This window comes from Streptomyces sp. NPDC014733 (assembly GCF_043083385.1).
Lineage (GTDB): Bacteria > Actinomycetota > Actinomycetes > Streptomycetales > Streptomycetaceae > Streptomyces.
Genome location: NZ_JBIBYO010000012.1, coordinates 186,233 through 210,929 on the forward strand (window position 1 = coordinate 186,233; position 24,697 = coordinate 210,929).

Annotated in this window: 24 protein-coding genes; 11 read left to right on the forward strand and 13 right to left on the reverse strand. The window is 73.3% G+C overall.

From position 1 onward, the window contains the following. Window positions 1-40 precede the first annotated feature (40 nt). Window positions 41-1,639, reverse strand: a complete 1,599-nt coding sequence (locus ACF1BH_RS24620) for an alkaline phosphatase D family protein (RefSeq protein WP_391645639.1) — start codon at window positions 1,637-1,639, stop codon at window positions 41-43. A gap of 466 nt (window positions 1,640-2,105) precedes the next feature. Here ACF1BH_RS24620 and ACF1BH_RS24625 point away from each other — a divergent pair, with 466 nt between their 5' ends. Next, window positions 2,106-2,852 carry a GntR family transcriptional regulator gene (locus tag ACF1BH_RS24625; RefSeq protein ID WP_391645641.1) on the forward strand — a complete coding sequence of 249 codons (747 nt, stop codon included), beginning with the start codon at window positions 2,106-2,108 and terminating at the stop codon, window positions 2,850-2,852. 141 nt (window positions 2,853-2,993) lie between these two features. On the opposite strand, the gene ACF1BH_RS24630 is transcribed toward ACF1BH_RS24625, so the two are convergent. The 3 genes from ACF1BH_RS24630 to purB form a co-directional block, all read right to left on the reverse strand. Beyond that, window positions 2,994-4,151, reverse strand: a complete 1,158-nt coding sequence (locus ACF1BH_RS24630; protein WP_391645643.1) for an ROK family transcriptional regulator — start codon at window positions 4,149-4,151, stop codon at window positions 2,994-2,996. A gap of 89 nt (window positions 4,152-4,240) precedes the next feature. Then, window positions 4,241-4,804: a G/U mismatch-specific DNA glycosylase gene (gene mug, locus ACF1BH_RS24635; protein WP_391645645.1), complete on the reverse strand. Its 564-nt coding sequence runs from the start codon at window positions 4,802-4,804 to the stop codon at window positions 4,241-4,243. Window positions 4,805-4,806: 2 nt separating this feature from the next. Then, the gene (gene purB / locus ACF1BH_RS24640) at window positions 4,807-6,240 is read right to left on the reverse strand and encodes an adenylosuccinate lyase (protein ID WP_391645719.1); all 1,434 of its coding nucleotides are present in this window, start codon (window positions 6,238-6,240) and stop codon (window positions 4,807-4,809) included. A 195-nt stretch (window positions 6,241-6,435) separates the two neighbouring features. On the opposite strand from purB, the gene ACF1BH_RS24645 reads away from it, so the two are divergent. Continuing rightward, on the forward strand, window positions 6,436-6,747 hold the full coding sequence (locus ACF1BH_RS24645) for an ArsR/SmtB family transcription factor (RefSeq protein WP_391645647.1): 312 nt from the start codon (window positions 6,436-6,438) through the stop codon (window positions 6,745-6,747). After that, window positions 6,747-7,862, forward strand: coding sequence for an ACR3 family arsenite efflux transporter (arsB, locus tag ACF1BH_RS24650; protein ID WP_391645649.1), 1,116 nt, complete (start codon window positions 6,747-6,749; stop codon window positions 7,860-7,862). The genes ACF1BH_RS24645 and arsB overlap by 1 nt, the downstream gene beginning before the upstream one ends. A gap of 154 nt (window positions 7,863-8,016) precedes the next feature. On the opposite strand, the gene ACF1BH_RS24655 is transcribed toward arsB, so the two are convergent. Next, entirely contained in the window at window positions 8,017-8,499 is a 483-nt protein-coding gene (locus tag ACF1BH_RS24655) for a GNAT family N-acetyltransferase (RefSeq protein ID WP_391645721.1), read from the reverse strand. Between the two features lie 35 nt (window positions 8,500-8,534). Beyond that, entirely contained in the window at window positions 8,535-8,903 is a 369-nt protein-coding gene (locus ACF1BH_RS24660) for an ArsR/SmtB family transcription factor (RefSeq protein WP_391645651.1), read from the reverse strand. A 294-nt stretch (window positions 8,904-9,197) separates the two neighbouring features. Here ACF1BH_RS24660 and ACF1BH_RS24665 point away from each other — a divergent pair, with 294 nt between their 5' ends. Continuing rightward, on the forward strand, window positions 9,198-10,643 hold the full coding sequence (locus ACF1BH_RS24665) for an NAD(P)-binding domain-containing protein (protein ID WP_391645653.1): 1,446 nt from the start codon (window positions 9,198-9,200) through the stop codon (window positions 10,641-10,643). 141 nt (window positions 10,644-10,784) lie between these two features. On the opposite strand, the gene ACF1BH_RS24670 is transcribed toward ACF1BH_RS24665, so the two are convergent. Further along, on the reverse strand, window positions 10,785-11,621 hold the full coding sequence (locus ACF1BH_RS24670) for an SGNH/GDSL hydrolase family protein (RefSeq protein WP_391645655.1): 837 nt from the start codon (window positions 11,619-11,621) through the stop codon (window positions 10,785-10,787). 77 nt (window positions 11,622-11,698) lie between these two features. Between ACF1BH_RS24670 and ACF1BH_RS24675 the strand changes: the two genes are divergently transcribed. Further along, window positions 11,699-12,322 carry a TetR/AcrR family transcriptional regulator gene (locus tag ACF1BH_RS24675; RefSeq protein WP_391645657.1) on the forward strand — a complete coding sequence of 208 codons (624 nt, stop codon included), beginning with the start codon at window positions 11,699-11,701 and terminating at the stop codon, window positions 12,320-12,322. Between the two features lie 45 nt (window positions 12,323-12,367). Here the strand turns inward: ACF1BH_RS24675 and ACF1BH_RS24680 are convergent, their stop codons facing one another. The 6 genes from ACF1BH_RS24680 to ACF1BH_RS24705 all read right to left on the reverse strand — a co-directional run bounded on the left by ACF1BH_RS24680 (window position 12,368) and on the right by ACF1BH_RS24705 (window position 19,327). Then, window positions 12,368-13,591, reverse strand: a complete 1,224-nt coding sequence (locus tag ACF1BH_RS24680; protein WP_391645659.1) for an FAD-dependent oxidoreductase — start codon at window positions 13,589-13,591, stop codon at window positions 12,368-12,370. 172 nt (window positions 13,592-13,763) lie between these two features. Next, window positions 13,764-14,783 carry a hemolysin family protein gene (locus ACF1BH_RS24685; RefSeq protein ID WP_391645661.1) on the reverse strand — a complete coding sequence of 340 codons (1,020 nt, stop codon included), beginning with the start codon at window positions 14,781-14,783 and terminating at the stop codon, window positions 13,764-13,766. Continuing rightward, complete coding sequence (locus ACF1BH_RS24690; protein ID WP_391645663.1) at window positions 14,780-16,123, reverse strand: hemolysin family protein; 1,344 nt, start codon at window positions 16,121-16,123, stop codon at window positions 14,780-14,782. Before ACF1BH_RS24690 ends, ACF1BH_RS24685 begins: the two co-directional genes overlap by 4 nt. A 316-nt stretch (window positions 16,124-16,439) precedes the next feature. Further along, window positions 16,440-17,681 carry an acyltransferase family protein gene (locus ACF1BH_RS24695; protein WP_391645665.1) on the reverse strand — a complete coding sequence of 414 codons (1,242 nt, stop codon included), beginning with the start codon at window positions 17,679-17,681 and terminating at the stop codon, window positions 16,440-16,442. Window positions 17,682-17,893: 212 nt separating this feature from the next. Beyond that, on the reverse strand, window positions 17,894-18,328 hold the full coding sequence (locus tag ACF1BH_RS24700; protein ID WP_391645667.1) for a GNAT family N-acetyltransferase: 435 nt from the start codon (window positions 18,326-18,328) through the stop codon (window positions 17,894-17,896). A 102-nt stretch (window positions 18,329-18,430) separates the two neighbouring features. Next, window positions 18,431-19,327 carry a TIGR03621 family F420-dependent LLM class oxidoreductase gene (locus ACF1BH_RS24705; RefSeq protein WP_391645669.1) on the reverse strand — a complete coding sequence of 299 codons (897 nt, stop codon included), beginning with the start codon at window positions 19,325-19,327 and terminating at the stop codon, window positions 18,431-18,433. Between the two features lie 366 nt (window positions 19,328-19,693). Between ACF1BH_RS24705 and ACF1BH_RS24710 the strand changes: the two genes are divergently transcribed. The 6 genes from ACF1BH_RS24710 to ACF1BH_RS24735 all read left to right on the forward strand — a co-directional run bounded on the left by ACF1BH_RS24710 (window position 19,694) and on the right by ACF1BH_RS24735 (window position 24,539). Further along, window positions 19,694-20,206: a toxin-antitoxin system HicB family antitoxin gene (locus tag ACF1BH_RS24710; protein ID WP_391645671.1), complete on the forward strand. Its 513-nt coding sequence runs from the start codon at window positions 19,694-19,696 to the stop codon at window positions 20,204-20,206. A 123-nt stretch (window positions 20,207-20,329) separates the two neighbouring features. Next, window positions 20,330-21,175 (forward strand): DUF4097 domain-containing protein, encoded by an 846-nt coding sequence (locus ACF1BH_RS24715; RefSeq protein ID WP_391645673.1) that lies wholly within the window; start codon window positions 20,330-20,332, stop codon window positions 21,173-21,175. Between the two features lie 186 nt (window positions 21,176-21,361). Then, window positions 21,362-22,588 carry a cytochrome P450 gene (locus ACF1BH_RS24720; protein WP_391645675.1) on the forward strand — a complete coding sequence of 409 codons (1,227 nt, stop codon included), beginning with the start codon at window positions 21,362-21,364 and terminating at the stop codon, window positions 22,586-22,588. A 227-nt stretch (window positions 22,589-22,815) separates the two neighbouring features. Beyond that, window positions 22,816-23,796, forward strand: a complete 981-nt coding sequence (locus ACF1BH_RS24725) for a multidrug resistance efflux transporter family protein (protein ID WP_391645677.1) — start codon at window positions 22,816-22,818, stop codon at window positions 23,794-23,796. Between the two features lie 105 nt (window positions 23,797-23,901). Then, window positions 23,902-24,171 carry a hypothetical protein gene (locus tag ACF1BH_RS24730; RefSeq protein WP_030281340.1) on the forward strand — a complete coding sequence of 90 codons (270 nt, stop codon included), beginning with the start codon at window positions 23,902-23,904 and terminating at the stop codon, window positions 24,169-24,171. Then, window positions 24,168-24,539: a hypothetical protein gene (locus ACF1BH_RS24735; RefSeq protein WP_030281342.1), complete on the forward strand. Its 372-nt coding sequence runs from the start codon at window positions 24,168-24,170 to the stop codon at window positions 24,537-24,539. Before ACF1BH_RS24730 ends, ACF1BH_RS24735 begins: the two co-directional genes overlap by 4 nt. Window positions 24,540-24,697: the final 158 nt, after the last annotated feature.

Genomic DNA, 24,697 nt, shown 5'->3' on the forward strand with positions numbered 1-24,697 from the left:
GGGGTAATTCGATCAAGGGGAGCATTCGTGGCATCGGGTTCTACTGCCCCACCCGTCCCGGCTGCAGTACCTGGCTGAAGAGCACCTCGTCGCCCTCCCGCCCGTCACCCGGACCGCTGTCCCGCCGCAGCCGGACCGTCAGCTCGCCGCTGCCGCCGTCGATGTCGATCTCGCCGAAGTACTGCGGCGACTCGGCGGGCGAGGTGTTGGCGCGGTCCGGCGCCTGGACGAACGCCTGCCGGGGGCCGAACGTACCGTCCAGCTTCACCGCCGGGAAACCGCCCGCGTGCAGCGGCCCCGACACGAACTCCCAGAACGGCTCGAAGTCCTTGAACGCCGCCCGCTCGGGCGCGTAGTGCTGCGCCGAGGTGTAGTGCACATCCGTCGTCAACCACACCGTGCCGGTGATCCGCCGGTGCTTGATGTGCCGCAGCAACTCGGCGATCTGCAGCTCCCGGCCCAGTGGCGCGCCCGGATCGCCCTGCGCCACCGCCTCGAAGTTCTCCTTGCCGTCCGGCACGACCAGCCCCAGCGGCATGTCCGACGCGATGACCTTCCACACCGCGCGCGAGCGCGACAACTCCCGCTTGAGCCAGCGCAGCTGCTCCGCGCCGAGAATGCCCTGCGGGTCGTCGGTCTGCCGCCCGGGCGAGTTGGCGTCGCGGTAGCGGCGCATGTCCAGCACGAACACGTCCAGCAGCGGGCCGTGGTGCACCACGCGGTGGACCCGGCCCTCGCGTCCGGGACGCAGCGTGCGGATCGGGAAGTACTCGCTGAACGCCCGCAGCGACCGCGCCGCCAGCACATCGGCGTCCTTGACCGTGTACCGGTCGTCGTCCAGCAGCTGCCCCGGGTACCAGTTGTTGTGCACCTCGTGGTCGTCCCACTGCGTGATCGTGGGGACCTGGGCGTTGAACGCCCGCAAGTTGTGGTCCTGGAGGTTGTAGCGGAACGCACCGCGGAACTCGTCGGTCGTCTCGGCGACCTTCGCCTTCTCCTCGGTCGTCACATTCCGCCAGATCCGGCCGTCGGGCAGGGTCACCCGCGCCTCGATCGGGTTGTCGGCGTAGATGTTGTCACCGCTGCACAGGAAGAAGTCCGGGTCGCGGCGGCGCATGTCCTCGTAGATGCGGTAGCCGCCCCGGTCGGGGTTGATGCCCCAGCCCTGCCCGGCCAGATCGCCCGACCACAGGAACCGTACGCCGTCGCGGCGGTGCGCCGGAGCGGTCCGGAAGGTGCCGGTCAGCGGCTCACCGGAGCGCCGCGGGTCGTCCGGGTCGGCGAGCCGCACCCGGTAGTGGATCTGGCGGCCGGGTGGCAGACCGTGTACCGCGGTGACGCCGGTGAAGTCGGTGCCGGCGCCGACCACCGGGCCCGTCCAGGTGCGGGCGTTGCGGAACGCCTCGGTCGCCGCCGTCTCGACGATCATCCGGGCCGGACGGTCGGAGCGCACCCACACCAGCCCCGACGTCGCCGTCACATCGCCGACCTGGGTGCCCCACCGGGCCGCGGGACGTCCGCTGCGGGCCTGGGCGGGCGCGGCGCAGGACAGGGTGGGCAGCGTCAGCGCGGCGGAGCCCACCGCGGCGCCGCGCAGCAGTGTCCGCCGTCCGAATCCGCCGCCGGATCCCGGTGCCATCAGATACCTCCGTGAAGTCGTACAGATGAGCTGACGTCCCGTTCGTACAGCGCCACGGTGCCGGGTCGGCCAACTCCCGGTGAACTCCGGCCGACCGCCACCGCCGCGCACCGGCCCATGGTGGCAAGCCCGCGCGGCCCGGGCCACCCACCGGAAGGGACCTTGACGGCTCCGCTACACGGACCGGGGCGACCGCCGTCCGCACCCCCGGCGCCGCCTGCCCCGCCGCACGGCCCCTCGGGGCGGCGCGCGGACGCAGCACTCGTGCGGGTGGAGCGCCGCGCCCCGTGTCCCTCCCGGCGATTCCCCGCACTCCTGGCCCATTGGTCTTGACCAAGGGTGGGGCCGGGCCTATCGTCGGCGATACTGCAACAACCTTTAATAAAGAAGCGCTCATAACCGGTCCGCCCATGGACAGCGGGAGCGGAGCGCGGCCCTTCGGGGCACGGCCGAGGCGGAGGACAGGGTGGGGACCACGCAGCTCGAAACGGTGCCGGAGCCGAAGTACTGGCACCTCAAGACCGTACTCAGCGAGGCGCTGGACTCGGAGTTCTCCGTCGGGGAGATCCTGCCCAACGAGCGTGATCTGGCGGCCCGGTTCGGCGTCGCCCGGGCCACGCTGCGTCAGGCACTGGAGCAGCTGGAGCTGGAGGGCCGCCTCCAGCGCCGCCGCGGGGTGGGTACCACCGTCGCCCCGCCGCGCGTCGGCGTCGCCGTCGATCCGGCCCGCCACACCTGGCCGGGCGCCGCCGGTGACGACTGGGAGCCCGTCGACGCCGGCACCACCGACACCCTCCCGGCGCCCGTCGCCCGCCTGCTGGAGGCCGAGGCGGGCGCCCCCGTACACGTCGTCCGCCGCAGCCGCGTCACCGCCGGCCGGCCGGTCGCCGCCGAGCTGCTGTACATCCCGGCCGCGGTGGTTCCCGGCTGCGGGGAGATCGCCGCGGTCAGCGCCCCGGCCCGGGCCCGTGCGGTGCTGGACGCCCTGGCCGCCCGTGAGCTGGAGGGCCAGGACCGTACCGTCGAACTGGGCTCGGCCGGCGCCGAGGACGCCAAGGCGCTCGACCGGCTGCCCGGTGCGCCCGTCCTCGTCGTCACCACCCGCTACGTCTCCGGCGGCCGCCCCGCCGCCGTCGCGGTCTCCACCTACCGCGCCGACACCTGCCGCCTCACCTTCGGCGAGAGCGCCTCGGTCTCCCTGCTCGCCGGCTGACCGCCACCGCGGACCTCGGGCCCGTACCGCCACCCGGCGGCACGGGCCCGAGGCGTTTCCGGCGCCACGTCCGCCGCCACGGGCCGAGGGGAGCCGAACATGCTGCCAGACGCGGCGAGCGGGGTGCCGGGAGAGCGGCGCCTACCGACGCCCCGTCACCGTGCCCTCCACCGCGAAGAGTTCGCCCTCCACATGGTCGAGCGCGAGGCGCAGCGCGCCGGTGGCGACCGCCGTTTCGCCCAGCTCGGACAGTGCCACCTGCGGCGGGCGGAGGCAGTAGCGCGCCAGCTCGTCGCGGAGCGGACCGAGGATGCCCGCGAGACCGTTCGCCCAGCCGCCGATCACCACCAGCTCCGGATCGAGCGCCAGCACCAGCGCCGCCACATGGTGCACCAACCGCTGCAGGAACCGGTCCATCGCCTCCTGGGCCAGGGCGTCGCCCTCGTGGGCCAGCGCGAACACCTCGGCGACCTGCGCCTCGTCGAGCGGATGCAGCGGCTTCCCGGTCGTCGACAGCAGCTTCTCCGGCGTCGCCTCCCGGCCCAGCAGATGGAGCGCGCCGATCTCCCCGGCCGCGCCCCCGAACCCGCGGTGCAGCCGCCCGCCGATCAGTGCCCCGGCCCCCGGACTCAGCCCCGCGAGGACGAAGACGACATCGCCGCTGCCGGTCGCCGCGCCGGTCCAGTGCTCGGCGACCGCCGCCGCGTTGGCGTCGTTCTCCACCAGCACCGGGCAGCGGAAGGAGCGGCGCAGCCGTTCGCCGAGCGGCAGCCCCGTCCAGCCGGGCAGCGCGGTGCCCAGCCGCACCGTGCCGTCCGCCTCCACGATGCCGGGGCTGCCCACCCCGACGGCCCGCAGTGAGCGGCGCGGCACCCCGGCGCGGCGCAGGAGTTCCGCGACGGCGGTCCGTACCCGCTCCAACCGCTCGTCCGCACCAGCCCGTTCGTCGACCGTGCGCTGGGTGGAGTCCACGAGGCGGCCGCCGAGGTCGGACAGGAGAACGGAGACACGGTGCGGGCCGATCTCGATGCCCAGCAGATGCCCGGCCTCGGCCCGGAACCGGAAGCGGCGCGCGGGCCGCCCCTGGCGGCGCGCCTCGCCCTCCTCGGCGGCCGCCTCGGCCACCAGCCCGGTCTCGATGAGCCCTTCGACCACGCCCTCGACCGTCGGCCGGGACAACCCCGTCACCTGGACGAGATCGGTGAGCGTGGGGGAGTCGGCGGCGCGCAGCGCATGCAGCACCACCGCCGAGTTGATCCGTCGCAACAGGGAGGGGTCCCCGCCGGTGAGCCGCCCCAACGTCCGTCTCCTCGCCTCGATGTGTGGCGGATCGTAGCCGGTCAGTGCGGTCCCGGCGAGCCCCGGAGGCCCGCCGCGGGGGGACCGTCTCACCCCGTGGGCGTGGCCTCCTCGTCGAACGCCGCCGCGCGCAGCCGCCCGTACTCCTCGGCCATCGCCGCCACCGTCCACCGGGCGTTGAGGCCACTGGGATTGGGCAGCGCCCAGATGCGGGTGGTGCCCAGGGTGCGTTCCTGCGGGCCGATGGCCGCGTGCCGGTCGCCGAAGGCGGTGCGGTACGCGGTGACGCCCGCGACGGCCAGCCAGCGCGGGCGCAGCCGTGCCACCTTCCCGGCCAGCAGCCGGCCGCCCTCGCGGAACTCCTCCGCGGTCAGCTCGTCGGCCCGCGCGGTCGCCCGCGCCACGACGTTGGTGATGCCCACCCCGAACGCGGGCAGCTCACCCTGCTCGGCGGGGGCCAGCAGCCGCGGGGTGAAACCCGCGGCGTGCAGCACCGGCCAGAAGCGGTTGCCGGGCCGGGCGAAGTGGTGCCCGGTGACCGCCGTCATCAGCGACGGGTTGATCCCGCAGAACAGGACCCGCAGGCCGGGCGCCGTCACATCGGGGACGTGACGGCCACGCGCGGCCTGCAACTCCTCGGGGGTGAACCCCACGGTCAGAGGATGGCGCCGGGCGTGTACGCCGCGGCCTCCGGGTGCTCCCCGGCGATCTTCCCGATCCGCTCCACCACGGACGCCACCTGGTCCGCCGCGGCACCGGTGAACGACAGCTTGTCGGCCATCAGCGCGTCGAGCTGCGCCCGGTCCAGCGGGATGCGGGAGTCGGCGGCCAGCTTGTCGAGGAGTTCGTTGCGCTCCACGCCCTGCTCGCGCATGGCCAGCGCCGACGCCACCGCGTTCTCCTTGATCGCCTCGTGTGCCTCCTCGCGGCCCACCCCGGCGCGCACCGCACCCATCAGCACCTTGGTGGTGGCGAGGAACGGCAGGTAGCGGTCGAGCTCCCGGGCGACGACGGCGGGGAACGCGCCGAACTCGTCGAGCACCGTCAAGAACGTCTCCAGCAGACCGTCCAGCGCGAAGAACGCGTCGGGAAGCGCCACCCGGCGGACCACGGAGCAGGACACGTCGCCCTCGTTCCACTGGTCGCCCGACAGCTCACCGGTCATCGAGGCGTAGCCGCGCAGGATCACCATCAGACCGTTGACGCGCTCGCAGGAGCGGGTGTTCATCTTGTGCGGCATCGCCGACGAGCCGACCTGGCCGGGCTTGAAGCCCTCGGTCACCAGCTCGTGACCGGCCATCAGCCGGATCGTCTTGGCGAGCGAGGACGGCGCGGCGGCCAGCTGCACCAGCGAGGTGACGACGTCGTAGTCGAGGGAGCGCGGGTAGACCTGGCCGACGGAGGTGAAGGCGCGGCCGAAGCCCAGGTGGGCGGCGATCCGCTGCTCCAGCTCGGCGAGCTTGGCGGCGTCCCCGCCCAGCAGGTCGAGCATGTCCTGCGCGGTGCCGACCGGGCCCTTGATACCGCGCAGCGGGTAGCGCGACAGCAGCTCCTCCAGTCGCCCGTACGCCACCAGCAGCTCGTCCGCCGCGGTCGCGAAGCGCTTGCCGAGGGTGGTGGCCTGCGCCGCGACGTTGTGCGAGCGCCCGGCCATGACCAGCTCGGCGTGCTGGGAGGCGAGCGAACCGAGACGGGCCAGCACGGCCACCGTGCGGTCGCGCATCAGCTCCAGCGACAGCCGCACCTGGAGCTGCTCGACGTTCTCGGTCAGGTCGCGGGAGGTCATCCCCTTGTGGACCTGCTCGTGGCCGGCGAGGGCGTTGAACTCCTCGATCCGGGCCTTGACGTCGTGCCGGGTGACCTTCTCGCGCTCCGCGATGGAGGCGAGGTCGACGGTGCCGAGGACCCGCTCGTAGTCCGCGAGGGCCGATTCGGGCACCTCCACGCCCAGATCCTTCTGCGCGCGCAGGACGGCGAGCCACAGCTTCCGCTCCAGCTTGACCTTGTACTCGGGGGACCACAGCACGGCCAGCTCGGTGGAGGCATAGCGGCCGGCCAGGACATTGGGGATGCGGGGCTTCGCAGTCACAGCAGTCACATGGCCAGAGTCTACTGTCGCTTTCCGCAGGCCAGCGCCCCGGTCCCGGCTGTACGTTCCTCCAGGAGCGCGCATGCGGCCGCCGGCGGGCCGGGGCCGGGGCGGCTCTCGCCTCGGGGCAGGGCGGAAGCTCTTCGCATCAGCACCCAGTGGCATCAGCGTCCACTGATGTGAAAGTATCAGCACATGATGACGTCAGTCGACACTGATCTGATCCGGGTGCTGGCCGACCCGCTCAGGCTGCGGATCGTGAACCTGCTCGCCCACGAGACCCTGTGCACCACGCATCTGGTCGAGGAGACCGGGGCGCGGCAGACCAACCTCTCCAACCATCTGAAGGTGCTGCGCGAGGCCGGAGTCGTGGAAACGGAGCCGTGCGGGCGCTTCACCTACTACCGGCTCCGGCCCGACGTCCTCGCACGCCTGGCCGGCCAGTTCTCCGATCTCGCCGAAACCGCCCGTACGACCGTCGAGACCGGCCGGAAGCGAGCCTGCTGATGAAGACGACGAACAATCCCGGCACGAAGACCGCGGAGGCCGGCGCGGAGGCGTCGATCGTTGCCAAGCTCTCCACCTTGGACCGTTTCCTGGCCGTGTGGATCCTCCTCGCGATGGGCGTCGGCCTCGGTCTCGGCCGAGTGATCCCCGGCCTCAACGACGCTCTGGCGAAGATCGAGATCGGTGGGATCTCCCTCCCGATCGCGATCGGGCTGCTGGTCATGATGTATCCGGTGCTCGCCAAGGTCCGCTACGACCGGCTCGACACCGTCACCGGCGACAAGAAGCTGATGGTCTCCTCGCTGGTGATCAACTGGCTGGTCGGCCCGGCGGTCATGTTCGCGCTCGCCTGGATCTTCCTGCCCGACCTGCCCGCGTACCGTACCGGCCTGATCATCGTCGGGCTGGCCCGCTGCATCGCCATGGTGATCATCTGGAACGACCTGGCCTGCGGCGACCGCGAGGCCGCCGCCGTCCTCGTCGCCCTGAACTCCGTCTTCCAGGTCATCGCCTTCGGCGTGCTCGGCTGGTTCTACCTCGACCTGCTGCCGCGCCGGCTGCACCTCGGCAACGGCCAGGGCCTCGACGTCTCCGTAGGGCACATCGCCCTGAACGTCATCGTCTTCCTCGGCATCCCGCTGCTCGCCGGGTTCCTCACCCGCCGCTTCGGCGAGAAGACGATGGGCCGCGACGGCTACGAGCGGCGGTTCCTGCCCAAGATCGGCCCCTGGGCCCTCTACGGCCTGCTGTTCACGATCGTCATCCTCTTCGCCCTCCAGGGAAGGACGATCACCTCCCAGCCCCTGGACGTCGTCCGCATCGCCCTGCCGCTGCTGGTGTACTTCGCCGTGATGTTCTTCGGCACCTTCCTCCTCGGCAAGGGCCTGGGACTGGCCTACGACCGCACCGCGACCCTCGCCTTCACCGCCGCGGGCAACAACTTCGAACTCGCCATCGCCGTCGCCACCTTCGGCGTCACCTCCGGCCAGGCCCTCTCCGGCGTCGTCGGCCCGCTCATCGAAGTCCCGGTCCTGATCGGACTCGTCTACGTGGCCCTGGCCTGGCGCCGCAGGTTCACCTCCGACCCGCAGACCGTCCCCGCCTCCGGGAGGTAGCCCGCGGCGACCGCCGGGAAGGCCGCGGCGCGGAAGCGGTCGGCGTGTGCCGGGGACGCGGCGCCGCTCGCACCGCGCGAGCGCCGCAGGCACTCCCTCCGCGACGCGGCCCGCGCCGTCACCGCACTGCTCGGCTGACGACACGGGCCTTCACTCAGCCGACGAGGGTGCTGCGGCGCTCGACGAGCACCACGTCACGCCAGCGGCCGCGGTGCTGGCCGATGCGTTCGCGGGTGCCGAGCACGCGGAATCCGGCCCGCTCATGGAGGGCGAGGCTGGCGGTGTTCTCGGGGAAGATGCCGGACTGCACCGTCCAGATCCCGGCCGCCTCCGTCGAGGTGATCAGCGCTTCGAGAAGTGCGGTCGCGATGCCCTGGCCGCGTGCACGGGGGTGGACGTAGACGGAGTGCTCGACGACTCCCGCATAGGCACGGCGGTCGGAGACCTTCGCCGCGGCGACCCAGCCCAGAACGGCGGCCTGTGCGTCCACGGCGACGAAGCGGTGCCCGGTCAGCTTCGCCGCGTCAAAGGTCTCCCAGTCGGGCACGCGCGTCTCGAAGGTGGCGTCGCCCTCGTCGATGCCCGCGCGGTAAATCTCCAGGACCTGGCTGGCATGCACCGGCGTCAACGGCACGATCGTGAAGCCGGCCAGCCCGCCTGGCTCGGTCCGCGTCACGCCGCGGGGTGGCGCAGCAGCTGCCCCATGGCGGCAAGCACGGAGGGCTCCACGCGGTAGTACACCCAGGTGCCGCGCCGCTCGGACGTGAGCAGCCCTGCTTCCCTCAGCTTCTTGAGGTGGTGGGAGACCGTCGGCTGGGAGACGCCCACGTCGGAGATGTCGCACACGCACGCCTCGCCGCCTTCGTGCGAGGCGACCAGCGAGAACAGGCGCAGCCGAACCGGATCGCCGAGCGCCTTGAACATACGGGCCGCCGTCTCGGCCTCGTCGGCGGTGAACGGTCGCTCGGTCAACGGCGGGCAACACGGCGCCACGCTCGAGCCCGTGAATTCGACGAGCGGCAACGCCTTGGCATTCGACATGCGTCTATGTTGACACGTGTCGAAGCAGCCCGGGAGGGAGATGCTCGCCCGAGTGCGCGCGGGTTCCGAGTGTGCAGCGCCCCGCCGGGCGGCCGGGGTGGGGAACGGCCACGCGCTCGGCCCGCCCGGCCCGCCCGGCCCGCCCGGTCACCCTGATCGGAGCCGGAGCCGGAGCCGGAGCCGGAGCCGGAGCCGGAGCCGGGATCGGGATCGGCCGAATGCCGGCGTCTGAATCGGTAGTGCGGGCCTCATTTCGATATCTATCTATGTTGACGGTTATCGAATCACTCTGTGATGCTGGCCGCACAAGCCATCGACAAACGTCGAAACACGCTAGGAGTCGCCGTGAAGCTGCCTGCTATCGCCGATCTGCCCGTCGTCGTGATCGGAGCCGGGCCCGTTGGCCTGGCCGCCGCCGCCCACCTGGTCGACCGCGGCATCGAGCCGCTGGTACTGGAGGCGGGACCCACGGCCGGTGCGGCGGTGCGGGAGTGGGCGCACCTGCTGCTGTTCTCCACCTGGGGCGAGGTCATCGACCCCGCGGCGGAGAAGCTGCTGGCGCCGACCGGCTGGACCGCGCCGGACGCGGGCACCTACCCGTCCGGCGGGGACTGGGTCGGGCAGTACCTCCAGCCGCTCGCCGATGTCCTCGGTGACCGGGTCCGCACCGGCGCCCGGGTGACCGGCGTCTCCCGCGTCGGCCGGGACCGGATCGTCGACGCCGACCGCGAGAGCCAGCCCTTCGTCGTCCATGTCACCCGCGGCGACGGGACGGAGGAGCGGCTGTTCGCCCGCGCCGTGATCGACGCCTCCGGCACCTGGGCCACGCCCGGTCCCGCGGGCGGCAGCGGACTGCCCGCCCTCGGTGAAGGTGCGGCCGCCGACCGCGTCGCCTACCGCGTCCCCGACCTCAAGGACCCGGCCGTCCGGGCCCGTTACGCGGGCAGGCGCACCGCCGTCATCGGCTCCGGCGCCTCCGCCTTCACCGCACTCGCGCACCTCGCCGACCTTGCCGAGGCCGACGACGGCGCCGGTACGAAGGCGGTCTGGGTCCTGCGTCGCGGTATCTCCGGCGCCACCTTCGGCGGCGGCACCGCCGACCAGCTCCCCGCCCGCGGCGCCCTCGGCCTCGCCGCGAAGGCCGCCGTCGACGACGGACACGCGGACGCGGTCACCGGCTTCCGCACCGAGGCGATCGCACGCGACGGCGGTGGCCACCTGGTCCTCGTCGCCGAGGACGGCCGGCGGCTGGAGCACGTCGACGAGGTGATCGTGCTGACCGGCTTCCGCCCCGACCTGTCCTTCCTCTCCGAGATCCGCCTCGGCCTCGACGACCGCCTCCAGGCCCCGGCCCAACTCGCCCCGCTCATCGACCCCAACCAGCACTCCTGCGGCACGGTTTACCCGCACGGCCACCGCGAACTGGCCCACCCCGAACAGGGCATCTACCTGGTCGGCATGAAGTCCTACGGCCGCGCCCCCACCTTCCTCGCCATGACCGGCTACGAGCAGGTCCGCTCCGTCGCCGCCGCCCTCGCCGGTGACCTCGCAGCCGCCGACGAGGTCGAACTCACCCTCCCCGAAACCGGGGTGTGCGGCGGCGCCGGCCTCTTCGACGCCCCCGAAACCGACCAGGGCGGGGGCTGCTGCACTCCGACGCCGCACCTCGTCCAGCTCGGCGCACCGGCCACCACGGACAAGGCCGAGGACGCTGCGGACGGCGGCTGCTGCGGCTCCTGACCCGCCCGTGCGAGCGACGGTCTTCGGCGTCCCGGCGCGGCCGGCTCGGCCACCTCGTCCGGACCCGGCAGTCGGCTCCAGATGCCCTCCGTTCCGGCCCCGGGTGTGCGGCGGCGCGGAAACGGTGGAGTGGGCTCCGGGTCAGGCGCCCACCCGTCGCCAGTCCGTCACCGGGCCGGGGGCGGTGTGGTCCGCGGGGGTGACCCAGAAGGCCCTGCCCAGCTCGGTGCTGAACTGGGCGCCTGTCCGGCCGTCCCCGGAGGAGCGTCCGGTCAGCCGCCGGCCGATCCACGGCACCAGGTGTTCACGGGCGAACCGCGCGTCCGCCGAGCGCCGCGCCCGCCAGCCCGGTGTCACCGCGGGTGGCAGCGGGGCGTCCCAGTCGCTCTCCGCGGCGAACCCCAGCGTCTGCCAGACGGCCTCCGCCACCCGCCGGTGCCCCTCGGCGTTGAGGTGCAGCCGGTCGTCGGCCCACATCCGCGGGTCGGCCAGCGCCCGGGAGGAGTAGAGGTCGACGACGAGCGCGCCGTGCCGGGCGGCGACCGCGTCGATGTGCGCGTACAGCTGCTCCATCCGCGGCCGGAAGCGCTCCAGGACCGGGCCCTGCCGACCGGGGCTGCGCATCAGCACCAGCTGTCCGCCGCCCCTGGCCAGGACCGCCGCCGCGGCCGAGAACCGCTCGCAGACCTGCGCCACCTCGCACGAGGGCCGCAGCACGTCGTTGAGCCCGCCGACCATCGTCACCAGATCGGCGCCCATCGCGGCCGCGGGCCCGGCCTGGTCGTCGGCGATCTGGCCGATGAGCTTGCCGCGGACGGCGAGGTTGGCGTAGCGGAAGCCGGGGGTGCGGGTGGCGAGGCGGGCCGCGAGCAGATCGGCCCAGCCGCGGTAGGAGCCGTCCGGCAGGCCGTCCGACATTCCCTCGGTGAAGCTGTCGCCGACCGCGACAAAACTGGTGTAGCGGGCATTCATCTCCATGGCGCGGCGATCCTATCCCGCGGTGTACGGTCACGTACCGACCGGTGTGCACAACGAAACGAGAGGACGGGGCCGCGATGACGCCTCGCCGTGGCGCGGCCGGTGCCACGCCGACCTTCACGGAGAGCGCCCGCCGACAGCAGCTGATCGACTGCACGATCGAGCTGATCGCCGCCCGCGGCTACCCGGCGACCTCGCTCGCCGCCATCGCGGAGCGGGCGGGCCTGTCCAAGGCGGCCGTCCTCTACCACTTCTCCTCCAAGGACAACCTCACCCGCGCCACGCTCACGCAGGTCCTGGAGGCGTTCGCCGCGTACGTCACCGAACAGGTGGCGAAGGAGGACGATCCGCGGGAGGCGGTGCTCGCCTACGTCCGGGCGATGATCGGCTACCAGCGGGCGCACCGCAGCCAGGTCCGGGTGATCACCGAGATGCTGCTCGACGACGAGGGCGGCACCCGGCTCAAGACACCCGGTTCGCACGACACCCACGGCCGCTGGCAGTACCTGGCCGCGCTGCTCGCCGCAGGTCAGGACGGAGGCCGGCTGCGGCGCTGCGATACCCGCACCGTCGCGCTCGCCATCGGCGGCGCCATCGACGGGGTCATCGCGCACTGGCTGGCCCACCCCGATCTCGATCTGGACGCGGCCACCGCCGAGCTGGAGGCGTTCACGCGGTACGCGATCGAGCCGCGGGACTGAGCGGGGCGCGGCCGGACCCCCGTACCGCCCGCGCCCCGGACCGCCTCACCCGCGCCGGGCGAACGGCGGGGCGTGTTCCGGGCGGATCCCGATGGCGCCCAGGTAGCCGGTGACGGTCCGCAGCGGCGGCACCCGGCGCAGCAGCCGGAGCATCAGCGGCAGCCGGCGGGCGTCGAGGGTGCCGTCGAGGGCGGCGGTGATCAGCGCGTGTTCGGTGTGCTGGGCCTTCTGGGCGAGCGTCAGCGGCAGTTGGCGGCGCCGCTGGACGCGTGCCAGATCGCGGACGGAAGCGGTGCCCGCGCGCAGCGGACCGGCGAGGATCCGGGCGGCGGCGACGGCGTCCTGGAGCGCGATGTTGACGCCGACACCGCCCACCGGCGACATGGTGTGCGCCGCGTCCCCGATGCAGAGCAGCCCCGGCCGGTACCAGCGGCGCAGCCGGCCGAAGGTCACCTCCAGCAGCTTGACGTCGTCCCAGGAGCCGATCGTGCCGGTCACCCGCGCATCCCAGTCGAAGAGCGCGCCGAGCCGGTCGCGCAGCCACTGGATGTCCCGGCGCCGCAGCTCGGCGTCGCGGCCCTTGCCGATCAGGTACGAGGTCTGGAAGTAGTCACCGCGGTCCATCGTGACGGCCGCCTGCCCGCCGCCGAAACGGGCGAAGACCCGGCCGCCGGTGTGCGCGTCGGCCGGGGCGTCGACCCGGACCTGCCAGACGTCCATCGGTACGTCGAAGAGGTCCTGGTGGAGTCCGGCGGCGGCCGCCACGGCCGAGCCGCGGCCGTCGCAGGCGACGGTGAGGTCGGCGGTGAGGGTGCCGGCGCAACCGTCCGCGTCGCGCAGCCGGACGCCGGTCACCCGGCCGCCGTCGGTCAGCAGTCCGGTCACCTCGGTGGACGTCCGCAGCTCGAAGGAGGGCTCGGCGGCCGCGGCGCGGGCGAGCAGGTCGAGGAAGTCCCACTGCGGCACCATCGCGATGTACGGGTGCCGCCCGGGCAGGCGCCGCATGTCGGCCATCACGACGGTGGTGTCGCCGATCCGGGCCCGCATCTCCGCCAGCCGCGGGAACGGGATCGTGGCGAACTCCGCGCCGAGCCCCAACTCGTCGAGGAGGCGCAGCGTGGAGGGGTGGACGGTGTCGCCGCGGAAGTCCCGCAGGAAGTCGGCGTGCTTCTCCAGGACGGTGACCTTCAGCCCTGCCCTGGCCAGCAGCAGTCCGAGCATCATCCCGGCGGGTCCGCCGCCCGCGATGCAGCAGGTGGTGCGTGCCATCTCCGTGCCCCCTGGGTGCCGGCAGCCGTCGCGAGCCGCGACGGAGCGACCGGCCAGGGCGTACGGCACGCCGCTTGCGCGCCGCGTCTGACCGATCGGTCAGTAAACTAACCGATCGGTCAGGCGGTGGGTGGGGCGGGGTGCGTCCCGGCCGTGCGGGGGTGCGGCGGGCTCAGGCCGCCGGCTGCTGGAGGACCAGTTCGCGCAGCACGTCCTCCATCGTCACCAGCCCGGCCAGCGTGCCGCCCTCGCCGATGACCGCGGCGAGATGCGTCCGGGAGCCGCGCATCGCGGTGAGCACGTCGTCCAGCGGGGTCGCCGCCCGCACCCGGGCGATCGGCCGCATCGCCGACACCGGGAACGGCACCTCCCGCGGCATCGCGTCCAGCGCGTCCTTGACGTGCAGATATCCCACGATCCGGTCGGTGTCGTCGACGACCGGGAAGCGCGAGAAGCCGGATGCGGCGGCCAGCCGCTCCAGGCCCTCGGGGGTGATCCCCAGCCCCGCCGAGACGACCTTCTCCACCGGCAGCACCACATCGCGCACCGGCCGCCGGCCCAGCTCCAGGGCGTCCCGCAGCCGCTCCTTGGCGCGCTCGTCCAGCAGGCCGGCGGCGCGTGAGTCGTCGACCATCCGGGCCAGCTGATCGTCCGAGAACGTCGCCGTGACCTCGTCCTTGACCTCCACCCGCAGCAGCCGGAGCGCCCCGTTGGCCAGTTTGTTGACCGCGAAGATCACCGGGCGCAGTGTCCGGGTCAGCGCCACCAGCGGCGGGCCCAGCAGCAGCGCGGTGCGCACCGGCTCGGCCAGCGCCACGTTCTTCGGCACCATCTCGCCGAAGAGCATGTGCAGATAGGTCGCGAGCGCCAGCGCGATCACGAACGAGACCGGGTGGACCAGCGCGTCCGGCACCGACACCGCGTCGAAGACCGGCTCCAGCAGATGGGCGATGGCCGGTTCGGCGACCGCGCCCAGCACCAGCGTGCACAGCGTGATGCCGAGCTGGGCGGTGGCCAGCAGCGCCGAGACGTGCTGGAGCCCCCACAGCACACGGTGGGCGCGGCGGTCTCCTTCGTCGGCGTGGGGCTCGATCTGGCTGCGGCGCACCGAGATCAGCGCGAACTCGGCGCCCACGAAGAACGCGTTGACGACGAGGGTGAGCAGCCCGACGAAGATCTGCAGCACGGTCATCGGGCGGCCTCCCGTCCGGTCCCACCGGGCGGCTGCGCGGCCGGTGCGCGCAGCAGCACCCGTGCGGCGCGGCGCCCGGACGCGTCGAGCACATCCATCGTCCAGCCCGCCACCTCCAGGGTGTCGCCCTCGGTCGGGATCCGGCCCAGACCGGCGGCGATCACCCCGGCGAGCGTTTCGTACGGGCCCTCGGGCAGCCGCAGGCCGATGCGGGCGAGCTGGTCGGTGCGGGCGGCGCCGTCGGCGTGGTAGAGGGCGTGGCCCTCGGGGTCGCTGCCCGCGGCGGCGAGGTCGGGGGTCTCCATCGGGTCGTGCTCGTCGCGGACCTCGCCGACCACCTCCTCGACGATGTCCTCCAGGGTGACGACGCCCGCGGTGCCGCCGTACTCGTCGATGACCACGGCCATGGTGCGTTTGCCGGAGAGCCGGTCCAGGAGCTGGTCGACCGGGAGTGTGGCCGGGACCAGCAGCGGTTCGCGCAGCAGGTCGGAGACCGGGCGGCGGGCGCGCAGCTGGGCCGGGATGGCCAGCACGTCCTTGATGTGCGCGACGCCGACGACACCGTCGAGGCTGCCCCGGTAGACGGGGAAGCGGGACAGTCCGGTCGCCCGCGTCGCGTTGGCGACGTCCTCGGCGTTGGCCTGGAGCTCCAGGGCGGTGACCTGGACGCGGGGGGTCATGACGTTCTCGGCGGTGAGACGGGGGAGGTTGAGGGTGCGGACGAACAGCTCGGCGGTGTCCGGCTCCAGCGCGCCCTCCTTGGCGGAGTGCCGGGCCAGCGCCACCAGCTCCTGCGGCCCGCGGGCGGACGCCAGCTCCTCGGCGGGCTCCAGGCCCATCCGGCGCACGGTGCGGTTGGCGGTGGCGTTGAGATGGGCGATGAGCGGGGAGAACGCGGCGCTGAACGCCCGCTGCACCCCCGCGACCCGCTTGGCGACCGGCAGCGGGCTGGAGATCGCCCAGTTCTTGGGGACCAGCTCGCCGACGACCATCAGCACGACGGTGGAGATCGCGGTGCCGAGGACCAGCGCCACGGACTGCGCGGCGGTCTCCGACAGCCCGATCGCGTCGAGCGGTCCGGCGAGCAGGGTGGCCAGTGCGGGCTTGGAGAGCATGCCGATGACCAGGCCGGTCACGGTGATGCCCAGCTGGGCGCCGGAGAGCTGGAAGGTCAGCCGGCGGACGGCCTTGAGCGCGCTCTCCGCGCCGCGCTCGCCGCGCTCCGTGGCGCGTTCGAGATCGCTGCGCTCGACGGTGGTCAACGAGAACTCGGCCGCGACGAAGACGCCGCAGGCCAGCGTCAGCAGGAGCGCCAGGGCCAGGAGGAGCAGCTCGGTCATCGGGTCACCTCCGTCCCATGATCGAACAGGATCCGGAGGTTCGCGCTCTGTCGCGAGCAGGCTCGGCAACTGGGAGGTTCGTCCATGGCTGGACGCTCACACACCTTTCGCTGGGGGAGTCGTACGGGCGCGCGGCGCGCCTGCGTACCGGAGAAGGGACCCCACCATGGTAAAGGATCGGCAAAAGTCGAGACGGTGAGCGCGGTGCGGGGTGAGCGGGCAGGCGGAAGGGGCCGCCTCCCGGGAGGCGGCCCCTTGCGATGGTTGTGGTGGTTGTGGGGTGGTTCCGCGGTGGTCCGCACGCCGGTCCGGCGCGTCACACGCCGCTGGGCACCGGCCGCGGCGTCGCCTCCGCGCCGCCGTTCGAGGATCGCCGCGGCGGTGTGCCGGCGTCCGCCGGGCGGTCCGCCGGGTACATCCCGCGGGTGAGGTGGCGCCGCAGGGCCCGCCCGGCGGGCCGGTCGACGAGGCGGTACAGCGCGTAGGACAGCAGCAGGGCGAAACCGAGCCCCGCCGCCACGGACGGCAGCAGCCCCAGCCCCGGAGCCACCTGGAGCAGCCCCTTGGCCACCGGTACGCCGATGCTCTGGTGCACCAGATAGAACGGATAGGTGAGCGCGCCCGCCGTCACGAGGGCGCGCCACCGTATCCGGGCCAGCGGGCCGAACGCCGCGAGCGCCAGCACGACGAGGAAGAAGGTCAGCAGCGCGGCGCACGCGGCCCAGGAGAGCGCCCCGCCCGCGGCGGGCTTCACGGTGTGCGCGGCCACCCGGTCGTGCAGCACGGTCAGCTCGTAGCACCAGGCGAACCCGGCCAGCAGCCACAGCACGATGTTCTGCCCGAAGCGGTGCATCAGGTAGAGCGCGATCCCGGTGACGAACAGGCCCGCGTACTGGCTCAGCACGACCGCGTCGAGCGCCTTGGAATGCAGTTCACGGGCGAAGAGGGCCAGCGTGAGCCAGGTGCCGCAGAACGCGATCATGCGGCGGTAGGTGAGCCCGATGAAGAGCATCAGCGCCATCAGCAGGTAGAAGCGCGCCTCCACCCACAGCGTCCAGGCGACCCCGTCGATCAGCGTGAGCCCCATCGGCCCCGGCGCCATCGTCAGATTGCCCAGCACCGTCCGGGGGTCGATCGGCGTCGCCGCCTCCAGATGCGCCACCCGCGCGGTCACCACCAGGGCGACGACGAGCAGTACCGCGCACCAGTACGTGGGGAAGAGCCGGGACACCCGCGAGACGACGAACTGTGCCGGGGTCCGCCCCCAGCAGCTCATGCAGATCACGAACCCGCTGATCAGGAAGAAGAACTCCACGCCGAGCCAGCCGTAGCGGCTGACCTCGTGCAGCGCCGGAACGGTCTCCCGCAGGTCGTACCCGCCCCAGAAGTGCGGGGTGGTCGTCCCCAGGAAGTGGTACGCGGCCACCGCGACCGCGGCCACCAGCCGCAGCCCGTCGATGGCGGCCAACCGCGCCCCGCCGCCCTGGGGCAGGGAACTCCCGCCCGCCTCGGCCGCGCGCCCCTTCCGGGCGGGAAGTAGCGAAGTGCCCCTGAGCACGGTGGTCCTCCAGAACGAGTCGAACGCCCCGCCGGACGACGGGAGAGCCGACTATATAACGCGTGTATACGCGCGATGTATATACGGAGGGGATAGGGGGAGGGACGTCTGAACTTCCTTTTTCGGGAGGGGAGTTGGTGCCGAATGGGAAAAGGGGCTCCCCGCCGGGCCCGGACGGTCCGGCGGGAAGCCCCTGGGGTGCGGTGTGTGCCTCAGCCCTCCACGGGCAGCGGCTTCACCCAGCGGCGCCAGTGGTCCTCGCGGTGGTAGCCCGCGGCGGCCCAGGTGTGGTGCGCCGGTTCGTTGGCCTCCAGGACCATCGCGTCGATCCGGCGGCCGCCCAGCGCCCGGAACCGCGCCTGCGCCGCGTCCATGAGGGCGGTGGCGACGCCCTGCCGGCGGTGACCGGGGTCGACCGCCAGCCGGTAGGCCGAGCACCGCCAGCCGTCGAACCCGGCGATGACCGTCCCCACCAACTCCCCGCCCTCCTCGGCGAGCAGCAGCGACTCGGGGTCGCGGGTCAGCAACCGGGTCATGCCGTCGTGGTCGTCGCTGATGCTGGTGCCCTCCGCCGCCGTGCGCCAGAAGCGGAGTACGGCGTCGATGTCGGAGAGGCGGGCGCAGCGGATGCGGAGGTGATCATTCATGGCACCATCCCATCAACGGTCCCGCGCACCCGTCGAACCCTTTCCACGATGCGGGCGGCCGGGCGCCGCGGGGCCCGGCCGGCCCCCGGCCATCCCCGGCGGTCAGCCGCGCCGCACCTCCTCGATCACCGGCGCGAACTCCTCCATGACCGGATCCAGCACCGTGATGTACGAGAACCCGAACCGCTCGCGGCGCTCGTGGAGTTGGCCCGCGATCTCGGCGGGCGTCCCGATGAGCACCGTGGGAGCCTCCAGCAGCTGCTCCGCGTCGAGCCCCAGGCCCTGCGTCGCCAACTCCTGTGCCGCGGCCCGGCGGTCGCCGGTCACCACCACCCGCTGGACGAGGATGTTCCGCTCGGCCGGTGCGGTGCGCCCGGCGGCCTCCTCGTATCCGGCGTAGCGGGTCACCGACTCGGCCACCTCCTCGGCGGACAGCAGCTCCAGCGTGCCCTCGGGGCGTCCGGCGGCCTGCCGGACGCCGGAGAACGCGGTGGTCCGGGCGTGCGTGGCGGCCAGCCGCAGCATCCGCGGACCGTTGCCGCCGATCAGCAGCGGCGGGCCCGGCTGCTGCGCCGGCCGCGGGGCGATGTCCGGATCGCCCAGCAGCCGGTTCAGCTCCTCGACGGTGCGGGTCAGGCGGTCGACGCGCTCGCCGGGGGAGCCCCAGGGCAGCCCCGCCTTCTCGTGCTCGGCGCGGACGTAGCCGGTGCCCAGGCCCAGCTCCAGCCGTCCGCCGGTGAGCGTGTCGGTGGTGGCCACCTCGCGGGCGAGCAGTGCCGGGTGGGTGAAGCCGGCGTTGAGGACGAAGGTGCCGACCCGCGGCCGGGACGTCACCTCCGCGGCGGTGATCAGCGCCGGGAACGGCGCCGGGCGGCCGAGATGGTCCGGTACGAGCAGGACGTCGTAGCCGAGTTCCTCGGCCCGCCGGCAGGTGCGGCGCCAGGTGGCGCCGGTGTCGAGGGTGAGGATGTTGAGTCCGAAGCGGAATGGTCGGGACATGGGACCCCCCTGGGCGTCGGGTACCCGCGGCCCGGTACCCGTGGGCGTTTTCGGATATGTCCTGGCGTGCCCATGCAACCACGAGCGGTGTCCTTCCGGGGCGGTCTTCGGGAGTGCCGGGCGGCTCAAAGGCCCTCGTGGAGCGCGTGGCGCCACCGCTCGGCACTGGCTGGCGCCATGTGGCGTCAGGTGGTGCCATGCGGTGCCATCGTGTGCCGCTTCGGAGGGGCTGAGGTGCGCGGCGGCGCCATAAGGGCTGCCGAGTTTTCCGTGTTCTGGCAGGTCAGGGGCGTGATCGTGCGGTTCTCGCGGCCGTATGGCGCCAGAGGCTTGCGCGTGGCGCCATGATGGTGCCACTATGGCGTCATGGATCTCACCCCGTATGTCGACACCCTCCGCCGTGAGCTCGCGGTGGCCGCCGAGGCCGGCGGGGAGGAAGCCCGCGAAGTGGCGGAGCGGCTGACCGCTCCGCTGGAGTCGGCGAGCCGGCTGGCGATGCTGCATGTGCTCTCCGCCGCGATGGACGAGATCACCCGGGAGCTGGCGCCGGGATCGGTCGATGTGCGGTTGCGGGGTCTGGACCCGGACTTCGTGGTGACCCCGCCGCCCGCCGCCCCCGTGGCGGAGACCGCCGCGCCGCCGGAGCCGCCCACGCCGCAGCCGCCCGTCGAGGGCGACGACGGCGGAACGGCCCGCGTCAACCTCCGGCTGCCGGCCGCCCTCAAGGCGCGCGCCGAGGAGGCCGCGGGCCGTGAGGGCCTGTCGGTCAACGCCTGGCTGGTACGGGCGGTGTCGTCCGCGGTGGACGGCGGCGCCCGCCCGGCCGCCACCCAGCGGTCCCGGACGGTCGGCCAGAGCTTCACGGGCTGGGTGCGCTAGGGCCCGCCCGGGCAAGCCGTCGCGGCCGCGCCGCAGCCGCGCAAGTACGGCCGTACACGTACCACTTCACACCGTCCCCGCACGGGCGGGGACGTTCCAAGGACTCACGAGGACGGTTCAGCCATGCCTTCTTTCGACACCTCCGGGCCGATCGCGGTCACCGCTCAGCTGGACGCCGGATCCCTCCAGCTCCTGGCGGGCGAGCGCCGTGACGCGGTCGTCGACGTACGGCCCCGCGACCCGAAGCGCGATCAGGACGTCCGCGCCGCCGAGCAGGCCGAAGTCTCCTTCGCGGGCGGGGTGCTGACGGTCAGGACGCCCAAGCCGCGGTACCGCCTCGGGCGTACCGGCACCGTCGATGTGACCGTCGAGCTGCCCGCGGGCTCGCGCGTCGAGATGACCGGCGCGTGGGTGCAGGTGGTGGGCGAGGGGCGGCTCGGCGAGGTCCGCGTCAAGACCTCGGCCGGCGACGTCCGTCTCGACGCGACCGGGCCGCTCCAGCTGACCGCCGCGCACGGTTCGGTCAACGTCGGCCGGGTCGACGGCGCGGCGGAGATCGCCACCAGCTCCGGCAGTCTGCGCGTGGGGACCGTCGACGGTCCGGCCACCCTGAAGAACTCGCACGGCACCACGACCGTCGCCGCCGTGACGGGGGAGCTGCGGGTCAGCGGCGCCCACGGGGACATCGACATCGCCCGGGCCGAGGGCCCGGTCACCGCCACCACCGCCCACGGCACGCTGCGGCTGGCCGATGTCGCCCGCGGCAGCGTGCAGTTGGAGACCGCCTCCGGCTCCATCGAGGTCGGCATCCGCGAGGGCGCCGCCGCCTGGATCGACGCGTCCTCCGCCGCCGGACAGGTGCGCAACGCGCTCGCCTCCGCGGAAGCCCCGGGCACGGCCGAGGACACGGTCGAGATCCATGCCCGCACCCGCCACGGCAACATCGAGATCCTCCGCGCCCGGCGCTGACCACGGGGCCGGCGCCCGGCCGACGCCGGGCCCCTCGCCCTCCCGCCCCCGCCGGGGAAAGGTTCGCACCCTCGCATGTACCTCCCGCCGCACGGGCTCATCCGTGTCATGCCCATGTCCCAGCGCTACTCCGCCGTGCCACACCACTCCGCCACCCGGCACCGCCACGTCACGAAAGGGCACCCCATGTCCGCCACCGAATCCGCCCTCGCCGGCCTCCCCATGGAACGCGACGCCGGTCCCTTCGCCCCGCCCCGCGCGATATCCCGGATGCGCGAGGCACGCCCCGTCAGCCCGTTGCGCTTCCCCGACGGGCACGAGGGCTGGCTGGTCACCGGCCACGAGGAGGCCCGGCAGCTGCTGGCCGACAACCGGTTCAGCTCCCGCCAGGACCTCGGCGTCCTGCACGTCCCGTACGAGACGCCGGGCATGCCCGTGCCGACCGAACCGTCGCCGCAGGTGCCGGGCCTGTTCATCGCCATGGATCCGCCGGACCACACCCGGCTGCGGCGCAAGCTCACCGGCGCGTTCACCGTCAGGCGGATGAAGAGCCTGGAGGCGCACATCGCCGCCGTCGTCGAACGGCAGCTGGACGCCCTCGCGCAGCTGGCCCCGCCGGTCGACCTGGTCCGGGAGTTCGCGCTGCCGGTGCCCTCGCTGGTCATCTGCGAACTGCTCGGCGTGCCCTACGAGGACCGCGACACCTTCCAGGCCAACTCCGCCCGCTTCATGCTCAAGGAGGTCACGCTGGAGGAGAAGATGGCCGCGTACGGCGCGCTCACCACCTACCTCGCCGAGCTGGTCACCCGTAAGCGCGCCGAACCGGGCGACGACCTCCTCTCCGACCTGGCCCGCCACGACGACCTCACCGTCGAGGAGCTGACCGGCGTCGCCTTCCTGCTGCTGCTCGCCGGCCACGAGACCACCGCCAACATGCTGGGCCTGGGCGCCTTCGCACTCCTGGAGAACCCGGGGCAACTGGCCGCGCTGCGCGCCGACCCGGAGCTGCTGCCGGGCGCCGTCGAGGAGTTGCTGCGGTACCTCTCCGTCGCCGACATCTTCTACCGCTACGCCACCGAGGACATCGAGCTGGGCGGTGTCACCGTCCCCGCGGGCTCGACCGTCGTCGTCTCCCTGCTGGCCGCCAACCGCGACCCCCGCCGCTTCGCGGAGCCCGACGCCCTGGACCTCCACCGCAACGCCCGCGGCCACCTCTCCTTCGGACACGGCGTCCACCAGTGCCTCGGCCAGCAGCTGGCCCGGATCGAGATGCGCGCCGGGTTCGACGGGCTGCTGCGCCGCTTCCCGGACCTCGCCCTCGCCGTCCCCGCCGACGAGGTGCCGCTGCGGACCGACATGAACATCTACGGCGTTCACGCCCTGCCGGTCACCTGGACGCGGACGGCCCGGTAGCGCGGGCGCGACGACGGGCGGCGCGGGCCCCGCGGGCCGCGCCGCCCGGAGTGCCCTCCCCCGCACGGGCGTACGTCCCGTGCCGTACCGTGACCGACGCCACTGACCTGCAAAGTCCGTCGCGCCTCGATACGCCCGCGTGGCGCGACGGTCCCGGAAGCACCGGAGAGACGACTGTGCGGATACGCCCCGGCCACCCTCGCCGGACACCGGCCCTCGCCGTACCCATGACCCTCGGCGTCCTCGCCGCCGCCGGATTCGCCACCAGCTTCGTGCTCAACCGCGGGATGAGCCTGTCCGGCGGCTCGTGGATGTGGACCGCGAGCCTGCGCTACCTCTTCATGGTGGTGCCGATGGCCGCGCTGGTCGCGGTGCGCGGCGGTCTGCCCGCGGTGCTGCGCAGCCTGCGCGCCCGCCCCGCCCGCTGGCTCCTCTGGTCGACGATCGGCTTCGGCCTCTTCTACGCGCCGCTCGCCTGGGCCTCCCAGGCGGGCGCCGGGTGGCTGGTCGCCTCGACCTGGCAGCTGGTCATCGTCGCGGGCATCGCGATCGGCGCGCTGGGCGGCGACCGGGTCCCGCTCCGTACCGTCCTGGTCTCCGTGCTGATCGTCATCGGTGTCGTCCTGACCCAGCTGGAACACGCCGGGGACACGGGCGCGGCCACCGCGTTCACGGTGGTGGTCCCGGTGGCGATCGCGGCGGTCGCCTATCCGCTCGGCAATCGCATGCTGCTCGGCACGGACGGACTCGACGGCGTCCAGCGGACCCTGGCCATGACGCTCGGTTCGCTGCCGCTGTGGCTGGTGCTGGCGGCCGCCGCGGGCGCCACCGCGGGGCCGCCGTCCGGCGGGCAGCTGCTCCAGTGCGCGGTCGTCGCACTCTTCTCCGGCGTCCTCGCCACCACCCTCTTCTTCCGCGCGACCGACCTCGTCCGCGACCGTCCCGCGGCGCTCGGCGCGGTCGAGGCGACACAGGCCGTCGAGGTGCCGTTCACCCTGCTCGGTGAGGCGCTGCTGCTCGGCGTCGCGGCGCCCGCACCGGTCGGTTGGGTCGGCCTCGCGCTGATCCTCGTCGGTCTCTGCGTGCACGCCCTCGGCCACGGGCCCGCGGACGGGGACGCCGTCCCCGCGGTGGCCCCGGAGGCGGCGGAAGATCTGGTCCCGCCGGTCCCGCTCGCCCAGGACGTCGGCGGCGCCGGCCGCCGCTGAGCGGCGCCGGGGCGTGCGCCGCGGGGCGGTGCGGGGCGTACGGCTCCGCTTGCCGCACCCGCCGACCGCTTGCCGGTGCTAGCAGATGCGCGCTAGCGTGAAGACGTGGCGAAAACACAGTTGAACGTCCGCGTGGACGAAGCCACCGCCGAGGCGGCCCGGGAGCGGGCCCTGCAGCGGGGAGTGAGCGTGAATCGCTATATCGAGGAGCTCGTCCTCCGGGACGCCGGGGAGGCCGGCCAGACCTTCGTCGAAGCCGCCTCCGACTTCATGAAGCAGTACGAACGCGTCTTCGCCGAGGAATTCGGCCGCGGCGCGGCGGGGTCCGCGCGCGGCGCGGCCGGCGGCAGGGAAGGACACCCGGGCAAGAAGTGACGCTCCGCATCGACCTCGCCTGGCTCCTCCTCGTCGCCGAACAGCACACCCCGGGCGACCCCGCGGTCACCGACTGGGGCGCCCTCGTCGCCGCCGTCAGCCGCCACGAGGCGGAGATCATCGGCGTCCCCGTCTACACCGACCCCCAGGACCGTGCGGCGGCGCTTCTCCAGATCCTGCTGCGGGTACCGGCGTTGGAACGGTCCAACGCGATGTTCGCGACGGCCGTGGCCTACGGCTACCTCGTCGCCAGCGGCCTGAAGATCGCGACCTCGCCCGAGCGCGTCCGCGACCTCGCCCGCCTCGTCAAGGACGACACCACCGAACTCTCCGCCATCGCCGACGAACTGCGCAGCTGGACGGTCTGACACCCGCCACCCGGACCCTGGACCGGACGTCCGTGCGAACGAATCGCGCCACGCCCTCTAGAATGGCCCTTCGGCCCCGCGCGCGGCCGGACACGGTGGGCACGCGGCACCGGCGGCATCCCGTACGGGAGACACCGACCGCCTTCGGCCCGGCCGTT